We start from the raw sequence: 15,366 nt of genomic DNA, 5'->3' as shown, positions 1-15,366 counted from the left end.
CTATTATTTCCACACTTTCCAGGGGGCACGCTTTTCCGCCCAGAGTTGTTCTAAATGGTGCTTATCACGCAAGGTGTCCATTGGCTGCCAGAAACCTTCATGACGATAAGCCATCAGTTGGTCGTCAGTTGCTAGCCCCATCAAAGGCTCTTGCTCCCAAACAGTGCTGTCACCCTCGATGTAGTCAATAACCTTAGGAGACATCACGAAAAAACCGCCGTTGATCATTGCACCATCACCCTTCGGCTTTTCCTTAAAGCTCTTGACCGCGCCTTCCTGGATATCCAACGCGCCAAAACGGCCTGGTGGATAGGTTGCTGTCAGCGTGGCCAATTTTCCATGCTTCTTATGAAACTCAAGTGTTTTACAGATGTCTATGTCGCCAACGCCATCACCATAGGTAAAGCAAAAAGCGTCATCACTTTCTAAGTACTTCTTCACACGCTTGAGACGACCACCCGTCATAGATTGTTCGCCGGTATCCACCAAGGTTACGGTCCAGGGTTCAGCTCGCTTTTGATGAACTTCCATCTGGTTGGTTTTCATACAGAAAGTAACATCAGACATATGTAGAAAGTAGTTCGCAAAATACTCCTTGATCACATAACCTTTGTAACCGCAGCAGATAATGAAGTCATTGATGCCATGCGCAGAATACATCTTCATGATGTGCCAAAGAATTGGTTTCCCCCCAATCTCGACCATAGGCTTAGGTTTTAAAGATGTCTCTTCACTTAGGCGAGTCCCAAGCCCGCCTGCAAGTATAACTGCTTTCATTTTGGTCCTTTCAAGAATTAGTTGACGCAGTAAATGCATCTGAGAAAAATTGTTCGGCTGGAAGACCTAGGTCTTCGAAATCACTTTGCGCTGAATCAATCATAAGAGGTGAGCCGCACGCATAAACATCGAATTCTGCGAGAGAGTCAAAATCGGCCATGACGGCTTTATGCACCAATCCTTTACGTCCAGACCAAATTACATCATCTCCCGAAACCACCGGTACAAAATGAATGTTGTCGAATGTATTCGACCACTCTACTGGAAGCGAACTATACAAGTTGGTTGGTTTCGATACCCCCCAATAGATGTAAACTTCCCTGATATCTCCTTTGGCAATCAAATCTTCAACCATTGCCTTAACCGGAGCAAAGCCGGTGCCACCAGCAAGAAAGATTAAAGGATTCTTCGAGTCTCGGACGAAGAATGTTCCCTTTGGACCATCTAGACGTACCATGGTTTCAGGTTTAAACTCCTCAAAAACCTTTGTACTCATTTCACCTTTGGTCACTTTTGCTATATGTAATTCAATTCCTGTTGATGATACTTGTGAATTAGCAACTGAGTAGCTGCGGCGTACGCCAGAATATATTAAATCAAAATACTGTCCAGGAAGGTAATTTAACTCAGTCCTCGGTGGTGTTCTAAATTTCAATACAGATATTTCTTGTGACGGAAAATCAATGCTATCAAGTTTTCCTGGTATCACTTTCTGAGTGATACCTTCTAGTTCTGGAAAGTACTTTGCATCAACTACACAATCACTTAATGGCTTACTTGAGCAAGTTAAGAACATGCCTTCCTTTATCTCCGTCTGGTTTAGGACGGAATGAGTATCACTGAAATCTATTTCACCATCTATGAGCTTGGCTTTACACTTACCACAGGCGCCATTATTACAACTGTACTCGAGTGCTATCTGATTTTTAAGCGCACTTTCTACTATAGATTCGTTTTCATCTGCCTCAAAAAAAACACCAGAAGGTTGAATCAAAACTCTAAAACCCATTAAAACCAAAGCCTCAATAAAACAATTAAAAAAAGTGCCAAAACAAATATTTTAGTAAGCACAACACCATGAAATTAATATCACTTAAAATATCGCACTTCAGGTTAAAAACAGAGTCCTAGATAGACAATCACAAGGATTGTATTGACATTTCATAAAAATTCCGCCAACCCGTTTAAAAAGATTATTCAACAACGCTGTAAAGCTATTAAAAAAACACACCCTTCGGGGAAATTCGAAAGTTTAGAAAATGTAAGAATTAGTAGTTGCTACTGTTTATCCGAAATATCAGTTTCGGAGAAAAGAAATTTACATATATAGAAAGACAGACCTAACAACAGTCCCAAAACACAACCCAATAGAACTATCATTGCTCGCCTAGGTTTCATCTTTTCTTCAGGCTCGACAGCGGGATCAACAGTTGTAAATATGTACTCCTCCCTGACTTCAGATAGCATAATGGTCTTTGTTTGTTCTTCAATCAGCTGATAAAAAACGTTTTGCATTTCGGTAACAGATGTCTTGTTCAACTGTTCACTTAAGAAATCAATACTATTCTGAGCTTCTCTTACTTCTTTTTGTTTCATTACGGAGTTAATTTCTTTTACTAGCAAATCAACCCACTCTTTAGCTATTCTTGGTGAATAATGTTCAACAGATACCCAAACCATACCTGAATCTTTAGACTCGGAAATTGAATATATGTCGATGAATGCTTCGTGCGCTTCCCACGCGCTTGGCTCAGGCAAATGAGGCGGTTCGACATCTCGAATCCATTTGCTGTTATCTGCATCATATAGCTCTTTATTAACTAAAAGAGTATCGCTTTCTCTCTCCCAGCCTTTTGCAGCCATCAATGGCACCTTGAGGTTAAACTTTTCAATGAAGTTACTAATGAACTGACGAGATTTCATAACTTCAATTGCCAAAGTTGTTTTACTATCTCCACCACCACCTAAATTAACACCTGCTAGGCTGGCTAAACCGCCAAACTGCCTCGCCATAGATGACATATTGTTATCACCATCGGCAGGGGCAAGCAGTGCTTTAGCTTGATATACATTAGGTAGGCTAATAGCGTACATAGCTGCGCTGAAAGCAAAAAAGACTGTGATCGCAATAATTACCCATTTTCCTTTGCAGATCTCTCCCCAGATCTCGCTAAAATTGATTTCATCATCTGATAGTTGCGACGGCGGATGATAGTAGTGTGGGGGAGGTACTAGTTGCGGTTGTTGAGACTGTGTATGTTGATTTTCCATATATTTCTGATGCGCTAATGCAACATCCTACTATTGAATGAGTTTAGTTTTGGTACGCTAATACGTACCTTAATTAGGTATATTCTTTTAATGCTCGAAGGCCAAAATAATGGTCTCTAGGCTACTTTATCAAGTTGCCGATTGCAGTAAGAGTAATTGCACTGTTGAAAAAACGTTTGTTATCCCCGTCTATAGGTTTAAACCAGTCAATTAATACTAGTTAAGAGAGAAAACAATGGTGTCACATGGGTCGGGCATCATGGCGTTGTTTTTGCTGTAGAACCAGAGTCCTGACTTCCCTGTGAACACGTACCGTTCCATTCGCTGTAACATCATAGATACGAGCACTATCTGCTACACACTTAGTACCGCTGCCGCGTAAGTATTCGTCAATTGTCTTACCCTCTTCGAACATCTGAGTAGTTGACAAATGAAACTTTATGAACATATTGATCTTATTGCGAAAATCTAGAATGTAGAACGCATGACCATTATCAAGGAAAACATTCTACGTTTGCTTTCCTTTCATTGGGCCTTCAACATCAATCACTAAACGGCCGAGCGTTTCAACTGAAGCAAAATCTCCCTAGCAGCCTCTGAACTTCGTCATATCTCCACCTGACTTATTTTGATGCATTGGTACAACCCGTAACATCAGCTACATTGGACAGAGATAAGCACTTGACCGCTGTAACACAACGCACTCTCTCTGCAAGAAGCTTAGCTTCCTTTCGTTCGTGTTCCTTGACTGATTCTCGATTCAAAATAAGAAGCGCAACAAGATTGTACGCAGTAAAACCGTCTCACGATTGTCCCCCCTCTTGTAGGAATGGGGACAATCAAATTGGGAGAGTCAATTTTTTATTACAATGACGCGACGGCAGCTATGGCTACACCAGTTTGATACAGAATCTGAGTGACGTTTGTCCATAGCGTCAGGTTATCCATGTATTCCACGTCTAGCGGCACAACAATTGTGTCTCCCGGTGCAAGCTGGGTGGTGGCGTTACCACTAAACCAGAATGACTTTTCAGGGATCATTACTGATCCGTTGGCACGAATTACGTAAATGCGATCATCGTCGGCTTGTTTCTTCATGCCACCACTTCGTGCGATATAGTCATCTACTGTCAGGCGCTCATCAAACAAGTGAGTAATTGGCAGCTGCACCTGGCCTAAGACATTGAGTGAGTTCCGAAACGCTGGTACAACCAACTCATCCCCAGGCTCTAATGCGATGTTAAAAGCCGTGTTACCAGCCATCATTGCCGGAATATCGACCACCATACGGCCCACAGGCTCCACTTTAGTAATGTCATTCAATAGCTGTTGTAGTTGTTCGTAGTCTACTAATTGGCCCGAGCCCGAGCTAGTTCGTAAACTCATACCAGCTAGCTCAGTTCTCAAGTCCTTAGCAATTTTCTCGAGAAACTTGCTTTCCTGCTTTCTGACGGAAGCACGGGTAAATATGCTTCCGTCTGTATGAGCATATTCTGTAAAACCTCCAGCACGCTTGATCACATCTAGCAACGTCTCGCCACGTTTAATCGCATAAGTGCCAGGAAACACCACTTCGCCTTTAAGAGTTACCTTCATATCTTCCTGGTAATCAGGTAAATGGTGGATGTTTATGCGGTCTTTGCTCTTCAAGTCTAGATTCTGCGTAGAGTCACCATTTAGCGCCTTGTGTACATTAAAAGAGAGGTGCTCAATGCTTACCCGCATATCATCTTCTACTCTGTTGCGCGCCAGCTCTGCGGTTAACGTAAACGCAGATTCACTCAAACCACCTGCCGCAGTCACCACATCAGAAATTCGTCCATTGACAGGCAGGGGGTAAACGCCTGGGTTCTTTACTGCACCATCAATTTCGACCAATTGAATAGGCTGACCAGATCGCCCTTGCGCCTGTAGTTGATTCACAATAGGCAAGAGCAAGCGCTTGCGGGAGTATTCGTGTGCATCCTGATAACTAATTTGACCTACACCCGATTGACCGCTAATCATTTGTTTGAGGCTGGACTCTCGAATACCCATGGTGGAGAGCTTGGTTTGAATCTCCTCTTCCAACTCAACACCGGTAAGAGATGGATCGATGCCTAAAAACGCAGTCAAATATGCTTGCCAGAACTCATTACTCTCTTGGCGCTGTTCGAGACGCTTTTCCCGCAGCTTTTGCAGTTGTTCTGGTGTACCTGCCAACTCGCTTAGGCCATTGTTAACTGAAGCACTTCGCTCGAATCGGCTAAAGAAGATCAGGCTGTCACGGGATGAAAGCAGATAGTCATGCTCACCTTTAGGTGAATTCAATACGTCGGCAGGCGCAAACTGTAGGACTTCAATATCACCACGCACATTAAGTTCACGAACTACCAGCGCGTAATCAAGATCTGCATAACCTAACAGGTCGGAACTCCGATTTCGGATCAACTCTGAGATACGCATGCCCTCATGCCATGCGTATAGGCCTGGACGCGTGACAGCACCCATTAGTGTTACAGAGCTATCGAACGAAGAAGACGCAGACATCACTCTAAGAAAGTCGCCGTCTTGTGCTTTTTTCCCTAGATCTCGCTCAGCGGTGAGGTCGAGGTTATAGGGCTTACGTAACTTCGAGCCATCAATGCGTTCAAGAACACTCTGGCGCGGATAAGCGCCAGACTTAAATCCGCCAGCGAGCCCAACCAAATCGGCCATTGTTTCTTTTCCAGAAATCTCATAAATAGCCGGACGGCGCACTTCGCCATCAACACTCACGGTGTCACCTACAGGAGGAATAAACACTACATCGCCAGATTGCAGGCGCATGTCCTTACTAGTATCGCCTTTTGTAAGCAGATCATAGAGGTCGAGCGTAGCAACGGTTTTGCCAGCTCTCTTGAGCTGAATATTTCGCAGTGAGCCAATATCGCTAACACCACCATTGACGAAAAGAGCATGCGTAATTGTAGACAGAGCACTAACGGTATATGCGCCAGGTTTATGCGCTTCGCCAAGCACAAACACTTGAATGGAACGAAGCTCGCCCAACGTTACATTGGCACTGATACCAATGGTCTGACGATCCACTTCATCTTTAATGAATTTTTTCAGTTCACTGTATGTCAGACCTGCGATTTTGACTGGACCAAACGCAGGGAAATCAATGGTGCCCTCACGGGTTACCTGAAACTCATGCTCCTGGTTCTCTTTACCATAAAGCTGAACGTTTACCGTATCTCCAGGACCAATGATGTAGTTACCCGGAACCAGAGCCATATTTGCTGGTGCAAAAGTAGAAGGACTGGCCGCAAACAACTCATAACCAAAAGGTTTCAACTGATCAGGGTCTTCCTCATCTTTAACCTTTTGTTCGGAGAGAGAAGGATCAATCGGGTTTCCTTGTTCATCGAACTGAGTCCCCCTTGGATACATAGTCTGGGGCATTTGCGCTGGATTGACCTGTCCACTGCGACCACTGCGATTCAACTGGTTAATATCGATCCCGTATTGACGAGCCAATGCTTCTTGCTGAGCCTTCGGCAGGCGTTTGAACTGCTCGATTTGAGCGGAGGTAGGGGTTGCAGCCAACGCACCCAAACTAAGGCATGCCAGCAAAGAGCTAAAAACTAAGCGAACAAACTTACTTCTTATCATGGTGATGTAGCGTTCCAGCGCAAAAATAAGATTAAAAACCAAAAATTGGCGAAAACTCCCTTAAGTGATGAAAGATTACTACAACAAAGCAGGTCTTTACATCTCTAATGGGGTAACAAGTATGTTTTCATTCAGACACGCTACCGCCCTTGGGTTACGGCTCCCAAAGCACCTGCGTTCTGATTTTTCTTGAATCAATGACTGATTCAACACCCGGTCATTGATAATATTTGTTCAAATTGGCGCGCATTCTATAACATCGGATGAGTGATGTCCTACCTGCTGTCAAAGAAAGCGACACTGAAGTCGAGCCACAGAGTATGACAGAACAATTACGCTTCTGTGGCATTAGAGCGACTTTCTGATATGCCCCTGCTCTACTGAAACTCGCTGTTGTTTTCCAAGTAAATCGATCAACACGAATGCCCGCTGTTCACCATCATCCATCTGGTAAACCGCTTCCAATCCTTTGAGGCTGCCGTCAGTCAGGTGCACTTTGTCACCTTTGGAGGGCAAGTCTGCAGATACTTCGGGAGCATCTTGATTGCAACACTTATCCTTTATGTCTCTTATCGCTTGATCTGAAACTTCAGCCAACTGCTGACCAAAGCGCACAACAGCGCTAACTCCACGAGTTGATTGAACTGAGGTTAAGCTAACGAAATGGGGGTCAAATCGGGCAAACAGATACCCGGGAAACAGTGGCTCTGTTTCAGTTGTGCGTTTACCACGTTTGATTTTGGAAACATCAATTTGAGGGGCATATGCCTCAATCAGTTGCTGCTCTAGATTAGCTACTGCCCGCTGCTCCTGGCGCGGTTTGCATTTAAGCAAAAACCAACGTTCTAATTTTGACGACTGCAACTGGCGCTCCTTGGCATGCGAGTGATGAACGAAAACGACTCAAAGTGCGGCACTAATAATAGTCGCTATGAATAGCTACTCGCTGATTCCATGCGCCGCGCAGTTTACCAGCCTTAAATTAGCACGTCGAGATATAGACAAATGGCTGCCGAGAAGTTGCTCAAAACCGCTGTTCTGCCAAAGTTGCCGCTGAATAATTCTTCTCTTTAAGCCCTTTAACTCGTCTAACTGTTTGAAGTTTACAGTCGTATCCCGTCAAATCTCGCTAACAGTGATTAGCCTCATTGATTTTCAGCAGCCGTTCGGGCATGGTTTCCCGGATTTTTTATAAGCATAACGATACTAATTACTCCTCCAGGGTGAAATTAACATGAGCAACACTCCTTCTCAGGGGACCCTACTGGGTCATCCCAAGGGGCTGTTTCTGCTGTTCGGAACGGAACTGTGGGAACGCTTCAGCTACTACGCAATGCGCGCCATTCTGGTGCTGTATCTGGTCGATAAAGTTCAGGGACAAGGTGGTAACGGCCTAGGCTGGACCGAACAGGATGCGATCAGCCTTTACGGCACCTTTACTATGCTGGTCTATCTCACACCTCTGATTGGTGGATGGCTGGCAGATAACCATCTGGGTCAACGTAAATCGATCTTAATTGGTGGTTTCCTGATGGCCATGGGCCAATTTACGCTGGCGATGCCTCACGGCTGGTTCCCAGGTCAGGAAAATGCTGTTTTCTATACCGGTCTTGCACTGCTTATCTGCGGTAACGGTATGTTTAAGCCCAACATTTCAACCATGGTTGGCGATCTGTATCAGGAAGGCGATCATCGTCGTGATGGTGCATTCACCATCTTCTATATGGGTATTAACATCGGTGCATTCCTCTCAGGTATTCTGGTGGCATCTGCATACAACTCTTTCGGCTATACCGAAATGGTTAATGGTCAGGAAGTATTTGTTAAGAACTACCAGGCTGGCTTCGCTGCAGCAGGTGTTGGTATGTTGCTGTCTCTGCTTATCCAGTTGACATTTGCTAAGAAGCTGTTGGGCGATATTGGTACTGTGCCTGTTGCTAAGCTGAAAGCGAACCAAGGTCAGAAAGATGAAGGCCAAACAGGTCCTCTCACTAAAGTTGAGCGAGACCGCATCAAGGTAATCTTTATCCTTGGTTTGTTCACCATCGTATTCTGGGCAGGTTTTGAACAGGCCGGTGGCCTGATGAACATCTACGCAGACAAGTTTACCGACCGTTTTGTTGGTGCTTTCGAAGTACCGACCGCATGGTTCCAGTCTATCAACGCGTTCTTTATCGTGATTTTCGCACCCGTTTTCGCCAGTCTGTGGATCAAGTTGGGTGAGAAAGAACCGACATCACCAGTGAAATTTGCGCTGGGTCTGTTCTTGCTGGGCTTGGGCTTCCTGTTCATGGTTGGCGCATCTCTGCAGATCGCAGGTGGCGATGCAAAAGCAAGCCTGTGGTGGTTAGTTGGTGCTTACCTGTTCCACACCTTGGGTGAGCTATGTTTGAGCCCGGTAGGCCTCTCGATGGTCACCAAGCTGGCGCCTGTGAAACTGGCTTCCCTGTTTATGGGCTTGTGGTTCTTCTTTACTGGACTGGCAAACTACGTTGCAGGCTTCGTAGGCTCGCTCATCGGTGTTCATGGCGGCGGTGAAGAGTTCATGTCGGCCTGTACAGCGAAAGCTATCACTGATGCAGCTGAGCTGGCTGCGTGTGTTGACGCAGCCAAAGAAGCCGCCATGGTAGACAAGTCGCTGTCTATTTTCGGTGGCCTGGTTATCACAGGTGTCGTTTCAGCGGTTGTTCTGTACTTAATGTCTGACAAGCTCATCGACTGGATGCATGGTGCAGAAGATGCACATCCTCAAACAGAAGAGGAAGCATTGGACGAAGAGATGGATGTAATCGGCAGCCACGAGGCAATGCCTGAGTCCAAGAGCTAATCAACGCTGATTAAGTTCGAATTAGAAGCCCCGCAAATGCGGGGCTTTTTTGTTGCCCCTTCTGTGCAACCGGAACATAGGTAACACTTTAAACCGACGATATGACTTAAACGTATCAAGTACGTTTACCCAACCTTTATGACATAATACGTCGCGTTCAAAAGGGGATTTGTATGACACTGCATTTTACATTAGCAAGCCACCCAAAACTGAAGTCATTTAGACCATCTGAGCGCCTTCTTATTTTTGCAAAAGCCTATTTAGATGTTAAAGGTTGGTCAAAACTGGCAGTGAATATCTATAAACTGCTTCTTCTTATTCCCCCCTTCATCTGGCTGGCAAATATAGATATCTGGTGGGAAGCAGTGCCGGTGGTTATGGCGATTCCTCTTTACCCTCTCCTAACCCGCCCAGCTCAGATGTTGGCGGTAGAGCCATTTCTTGAAGATGCAATTCAGGATCACAAGATCAGTAAGGCTAAAGTTCAATAACGCCAAGTCTCAACAATGAAAAAGCCGACTAATATGTCGGCTTCTTCTTACAGGTCTATTTCGTCAATAAACTCATCAAACTCTTCTTCTTCAGCAAAGTCCTCTGGCACATTGCCATCGTGAACCTTCCACTCCATATGCTTGAAGTATGCCTCTCTCACAAAGGCATAAGGGTCCAACGAGTCATACAGCAGCTTTTCCTGACTCATTAACTCTGCTCGCTTATACAGACCTGTGAGTAAACCTTTAATGAGCTTTTGCGTAAAACTCAGCCAGGAAAGAGGTGGGTAAAGGTTGTCCACGTAATCGCCCACTTCCTCTCGTACTGAAGTTGGGCCAAGTACAGGAAACATCAGATAGGGGCCATTGCCGATGCCGTAATAACCGAGCACTTCGCCAAACTCATCCTGTTTGCGTTCCATACCCATACGTTGTGCAACGTCGATCGTACCCAATAAACCGACGGTGGTGTTGACCGCAAAACGACCGGCGCTATTCCCCGCGTCACCAAACTTGCCTTGCAGTGTATTGTTTACTGCACTGGAAGGCTCATTCAGGTTTTCAATAAAGTTATTTACACCGTCCTTCATAAGATCTGGCACCGCATGAACATAAACTACCGCGGTTGGGCGGAAAACATACTGGTCCAGAAAGTTGAAGTTAAAGCGCCAGATCAATCGGTTAATCCCTTCAATAGGATCCCTGTCGTCATCGTAGCGGGCATCAATCCAAGGGTCCTGGTATGCATGTACCGGGAGATCAGGCACCGAAAACTTGGCAGCAAAGCTGGGAAGACTAAGCAGCAGTGCAATCACACAGATGACACCACTAAAAGCTTTGCGGGCAGAGAAGATATCCATATTCATATCGAAAAAGCTCAAGCTCTAATTTTTATTTTCAATCAGTTAGCACTGTTTCTAAGCGCTAACTCTCTAGTGTTTTGTACTGATAACGACTGTCGTATTTTGCGGCTCACCATTTAAGCTAAGCGCATCACCAATGCCTTCGAGTTCTCCTGCTGACAACCTCACGTCTTGGTCTTTGGAGACCCGGGCGGTGACATAAACTTCAGGGAAGCTGGAAAGCTTCATTTCCGGCATCATGGCATCACTGTCAGACAAAACGACTTTGACCGGAAAATTACCTATCGGCAAACGTTTAACGGCAAGCGGCAGTGGCGGCCCCTCTTTTGCTCGGGCAAACACCACTAGATTGCCCGAAGAAGGCAAAGACTCTCTTAGCTCTGGCGCCAATTTAACGATCACTGATAACTCCTGCCCTGATGGCGCTTTCTCGGCAGGGGCGTTGGCCGCGGGCTGCTCTGGAGGCGTGTCCTGCAGCGCTTGAGCGTGAGGATTAGTGTGCACTTCTCCTGCTCCCTCTCCTGCTCCACCAGCAAGTTGCGCATCTAACATCGCCAGCGTGCGTTCAATGGTCGCTTTACGCGGGTCAGCATCGTCAAGCAAGGAGGACATTTTCAGCCAGATAGTTCTCGCCGCTTGGTGCTCACCTCTCTCAAATGCCTGAAACGCTTTTAACGAAAGCGCGTCAAGATTCTCCGGGTTATGGGCAATCAAGGCATCGAGAATTCTAGCACCACGGTGAGTGACATTTGGATCGTCTGAGTAGTGTGCAACCTGAGCATAACCAAGCGCCACGGATGGATTTGTAGGTGCCATCTCATAAGCACGCTCCATCGACTCCATGGCCAGCTCACCATCACCGATCGCCATACCTATGCGACCAAGCAGTAGCCAAACCGTGGCATCGTCAGTGGGTTTCACCTGCAGCTCTGTTCGCAGCGCTAGTGCAAAGTCACGCATTTCTGATTCAGACAGCGGCTCACCCTGCTGCATCACACCACGCTGAATGTAATCCTGTAATTGCGCGTGTACTTGCTGCCAGTGGGTTACCTGCTGATGTGCTCCAAACTGCCAATACCAAACAACTGGCGCCACCACCAGCAATAGCGCGGCTACAGCTAACGCAACACCATGTTTCTCTTTTGCCGCCTTGCCTTTGACATCTGCATCGATTGCGTCAACGCCACTGACATCATCAAACAGGCTTGATTGAAGCTCTTTGACCATAGAGTCAAAATTCGCCTGATCAACTTCTCCCTGAGCCAACTCAGTTTTCAGTTCAGCCAATCGCTCACGGTAAATGCCTTTATTAAGCGCAGCCTGATCAACATGAGTTTCTTTCGCATTGCCCTTCGAGCGAAACAGAGGAATTAATAAACCTAACGCCAGAATAACCAGACAAAATGCTGCTAACCAAAATTGGGTCATCTTTTCGCTTAATCCTTGTTGTTCTGGTTTGACACTAAGTCAGAAGAGTCAGGTTGGTCTTGTTCGAGGATCTTATTCAGCACCTCTTCATCAAGCTCATCCGTTGCGCTCTCAAGCTTGCCTTGCCGCACACGCCAAAACACGACAATCATGGCGATGACAATCAGCAAAATTGGGCCAACCATAATCAATGTGGCGGCACTGGTAGGTGGCTGGTAGTGCACAAAGTGGCCGTATCGGGCGACCATATAGTCAACCACCTGTTGTTTGTCCTGACCTTCACTGACCATCAGGAATACTTTTTCCCGAAGGTCCTGCGCCAATGCCGCATCTGAATCTGCGATATTCTGATTCTGACATTTGGGGCAGCGTAACTCAGCAGTCAGCTCCCGGAACAAGGCTTCCTGCTTTTCGTCCTCAAACTGATACGCTTCGATAGCCGCGTTCGCATAACCACCCACGCTGAGCAGAACTAAAAACACAATTGAGATAATTGGCTTCATCTCGCGACTCCACTTGCGGTTCCAGCAACCTGTTTGCTGGCGGCCTGATGGTAAATGGGCGCTAACTTCGCCTGCCAGTTACGTGGATTCACATCACCCACATGACGATGTAATACCACACCATTGCCATCAATAATGTAAGTTTCTGGTGCGCCATACACGCCCAAATCCAACGCCAGGGTGCCACGTTCATCCAGCAGATTCACCCGATAGGGATTACCCAGCTGCGCAAGCCACCGCTTTGCCTTCTCCGGATCGTCTTTGTAGTTGAGTCCGACAATTCGAACCCCCTGCTCTGCCAACTGATTTAGAAACGCATGCTCGGCTTTACAGGTGGGGCACCAGGTCGCCCAAATATTCAGCAGCATGGGCTCACCACCAAATAGGGTCTGATCGTGAACCTTGGTTGGCTGATACAGATCAGGCAGTTGGAATTCAGGCACCGGCTTACCGACCAGAACTGACTCCAGCTCACGCGGATCTGAGAACAAACCGCGCATCAGAAAGGCCGATAATCCAATAAACAGAATAAATGGGATCAGAAACAGAAATACTCTTTGGCCTCTGGTCATGCGCTGGCCTCCTTCTGCTTAAGCGTCGGGCTTGTCCCTTGCTGCTTGGCAGCTTTGACCACGCGCCCTTTGAGTCGATAACGCCTATCCAGCAGCATTAAGAGTCCGCCAAATGACATAAACAAGGCACCAGCCCATATCCAACGAACAAAAGGCTTGTAGTAAATACGAACCGCCCAAGCGCCACCATCGAGCTCTTCACCCAACGCCATGTATAGGTCGCGGGTCAGGCCAGCATCAATAGCAGCCTCGGTCATCACTGAGCGCTGCACCGGATAAAAGCGTTTCTCTGCTACCAGAGTAGTGAGCTCTTTACCACCTTTATACACTGCTAGCACACCGGCGCTGGCAGTATAGTTAGGGCCTTCAATTGGTTTTACGCCTTTGAATTCAAATTGATAGCCTCGCATTTCCACACGATCGCCCGGTGCCATACGCAAATCTTTTTCGATGGTATAGCTGCTGGTGAGTGCGATACCTATAAGGGTCACAGCAAACCCAACATGGCCCAGAACCATAGCCCAGTGAGATTTGGTCAGGCGCATCAGCCCTTTCAAACCATCCTTCTTAACACCAACACGCAAACGTATCTCATGCACTGTGGCCAACAGAACCCAAATCGCCAACGCCAGTCCGAGCACTGCATGCCACGTCATGCTATCGGCAAAGATCCAGGGCAGTGCAAAAGCAAGCAATAAGGCCACGCCACCAGCAATAGTGAGAGGCATAGCAAGCGGTGCCCACGACTGTCGGCGCCAGCGAGTCAGCGGCCCGATACCCAGCAGGATCGCAAATGGGATAACCAATACGGTAAACATGTCATTAAAGAAAGGTGCGCCGACAGAAATACTGCCCAAGCCCAACTCTTTGTAGAACAGAGGCAATAGGGTTCCCAACAGCACAACCAGAGTTGCCGCCGTCAAAAACACGTTATTACCGATCAGCAATACTTCCCTGCTGAACAGTTCGTAACGGCCATGACTCTTTACTTCGCTGCCGCGCCAGGCAAATAAAACCAGAGAGCCACCTACAACAATACCCAGGAAGCCCAGAATAAAAAGACCACGTGTGGGGTCGCTGGCAAAGGCATGCACAGAAACCAGTACGCCAGAACGAACCAGGAAAGTACCTAACAAGCTCAATGAAAACGCTGAGATAGCCAGCAGTACAGTCCAGGCTTTAAATACTCCGCGCTTTTCCGTTACAGCCAACGAGTGAATAAGTGCAGTGCCAATCAGCCATGGCATAAAGGAAGCATTTTCAACTGGGTCCCAGAACCACCAGCCGCCCCAGCCCAGCTCGTAATATGCCCACCAACTACCCAGCGCAATACCCAGAGTAAGAAAGATCCAGGCCGCCATGGTCCAGGGACGTGACCAGCGCGCCCAAGCGCTATCGAGCTTTCCTGTCATCAACGCCGAAATAGCAAATGCAAACGCCACAGAAAAGCCCACATACCCCATATACAGGAGTGGCGGGTGGATAATGAGACCAATGTCCTGCAGCAATGGGTTCAAGTCACGGCCATCAACGGGAAAAATAGGTAGTAACCGCTCGAAAGGGTTAGATGTCAGTAGCACAAACAGGTAAAAGCCAATTCCGACCATCCCCATTACAGCCAATACCCGGGAAACCGCATCAAGTGGCAGCGTGCGACTGAACACAGCGACGGCGGCCGTCCATCCACTCAATATCAGAACCCAAAGTAGCAGTGAGCCCTCGTGAGCCCCCCACACAGCGGAGATACGGTAGTAGATCGGTAATGCAGTATTCGAATTATGCGCCACATAGGCGACGGTGAAATCGTTATAGATAAACGCCCACACAAGGCATAAGAATGAGATCAACGTGAAACCAAACTGACCTAACGCCAACGGTCTGGCCAACCTCATCAGCCCCTCTTTCTGCTTAAAAGCGCCATATAGCGGATAGCTGGCCAATAGTATGGACAGCATCAAGCCGATGATCAGGGCGAAATGACCAATCTCTGGGATCATC

The 15,366-nt window shown here is 46.9% G+C and carries 12 protein-coding genes; 2 read left to right on the top strand and 10 right to left on the bottom strand.

The features are described 5' to 3' along the window. Positions 1-3 precede the first annotated feature (3 nt). From rfbF to rfaH, 5 genes are all read right to left on the bottom strand, one after another. On the bottom strand, positions 4-777 hold the full coding sequence (rfbF, locus tag ABEA14_RS02485; protein WP_345338240.1) for a glucose-1-phosphate cytidylyltransferase: 774 nt from the start codon (positions 775-777) through the stop codon (positions 4-6). Between the two features lie 10 nt (positions 778-787). Continuing rightward, on the bottom strand, positions 788-1,786 hold the full coding sequence (locus ABEA14_RS02480) for a 2Fe-2S iron-sulfur cluster-binding protein (RefSeq protein ID WP_345338239.1): 999 nt from the start codon (positions 1,784-1,786) through the stop codon (positions 788-790). Between the two features lie 269 nt (positions 1,787-2,055). After that, the gene (locus ABEA14_RS02475) at positions 2,056-3,048 is read right to left on the bottom strand and encodes a Wzz/FepE/Etk N-terminal domain-containing protein (protein ID WP_345338238.1); all 993 of its coding nucleotides are present in this window, start codon (positions 3,046-3,048) and stop codon (positions 2,056-2,058) included. Positions 3,049-3,912: 864 nt separating this feature from the next. Next, entirely contained in the window at positions 3,913-6,684 is a 2,772-nt protein-coding gene (locus ABEA14_RS02470) for an SLBB domain-containing protein (RefSeq protein WP_345338237.1), read from the bottom strand. A 348-nt stretch (positions 6,685-7,032) separates the two neighbouring features. Then, the gene (gene rfaH, locus ABEA14_RS02465; protein WP_345338235.1) at positions 7,033-7,548 is read right to left on the bottom strand and encodes a transcription/translation regulatory transformer protein RfaH; all 516 of its coding nucleotides are present in this window, start codon (positions 7,546-7,548) and stop codon (positions 7,033-7,035) included. Between the two features lie 370 nt (positions 7,549-7,918). Between rfaH and ABEA14_RS02460 the strand changes: the two genes are divergently transcribed. Further along, the gene (locus tag ABEA14_RS02460) at positions 7,919-9,511 is read left to right on the top strand and encodes a peptide MFS transporter (protein WP_345338234.1); all 1,593 of its coding nucleotides are present in this window, start codon (positions 7,919-7,921) and stop codon (positions 9,509-9,511) included. 173 nt (positions 9,512-9,684) lie between these two features. Next, positions 9,685-10,002: a hypothetical protein gene (locus ABEA14_RS02455; RefSeq protein ID WP_345338233.1), complete on the top strand. Its 318-nt coding sequence runs from the start codon at positions 9,685-9,687 to the stop codon at positions 10,000-10,002. A 47-nt stretch (positions 10,003-10,049) separates the two neighbouring features. Here the strand turns inward: ABEA14_RS02455 and ABEA14_RS02450 are convergent, their stop codons facing one another. The 5 genes from ABEA14_RS02450 to ABEA14_RS02430 all read right to left on the bottom strand — a co-directional run bounded on the left by ABEA14_RS02450 (position 10,050) and on the right by ABEA14_RS02430 (position 15,365). Continuing rightward, positions 10,050-10,868 carry an MlaA family lipoprotein gene (locus tag ABEA14_RS02450; RefSeq protein ID WP_345338232.1) on the bottom strand — a complete coding sequence of 273 codons (819 nt, stop codon included), beginning with the start codon at positions 10,866-10,868 and terminating at the stop codon, positions 10,050-10,052. A gap of 66 nt (positions 10,869-10,934) precedes the next feature. Further along, on the bottom strand, positions 10,935-12,293 hold the full coding sequence (gene ccmI / locus ABEA14_RS02445) for a c-type cytochrome biogenesis protein CcmI (RefSeq protein WP_345338231.1): 1,359 nt from the start codon (positions 12,291-12,293) through the stop codon (positions 10,935-10,937). A gap of 8 nt (positions 12,294-12,301) precedes the next feature. Next, on the bottom strand, positions 12,302-12,796 hold the full coding sequence (locus ABEA14_RS02440) for a cytochrome c-type biogenesis protein (RefSeq protein ID WP_345338230.1): 495 nt from the start codon (positions 12,794-12,796) through the stop codon (positions 12,302-12,304). After that, on the bottom strand, positions 12,793-13,368 hold the full coding sequence (locus tag ABEA14_RS02435) for a DsbE family thiol:disulfide interchange protein (protein WP_345338229.1): 576 nt from the start codon (positions 13,366-13,368) through the stop codon (positions 12,793-12,795). Before ABEA14_RS02435 ends, ABEA14_RS02440 begins: the two co-directional genes overlap by 4 nt. Then, the gene (locus tag ABEA14_RS02430) at positions 13,365-15,365 is read right to left on the bottom strand and encodes a heme lyase CcmF/NrfE family subunit (RefSeq protein WP_345338228.1); all 2,001 of its coding nucleotides are present in this window, start codon (positions 15,363-15,365) and stop codon (positions 13,365-13,367) included. Before ABEA14_RS02430 ends, ABEA14_RS02435 begins: the two co-directional genes overlap by 4 nt. Position 15,366: the final 1 nt, after the last annotated feature.

The organism is Corallincola platygyrae (assembly GCF_039544265.1).
Classification (GTDB): domain Bacteria; phylum Pseudomonadota; class Gammaproteobacteria; order Enterobacterales; family Neiellaceae; genus Corallincola; species Corallincola platygyrae.
The sequence above is the reverse complement of the archived record's forward strand: the minus strand, read 5'-3'. Positions and strand labels throughout refer to the sequence as shown.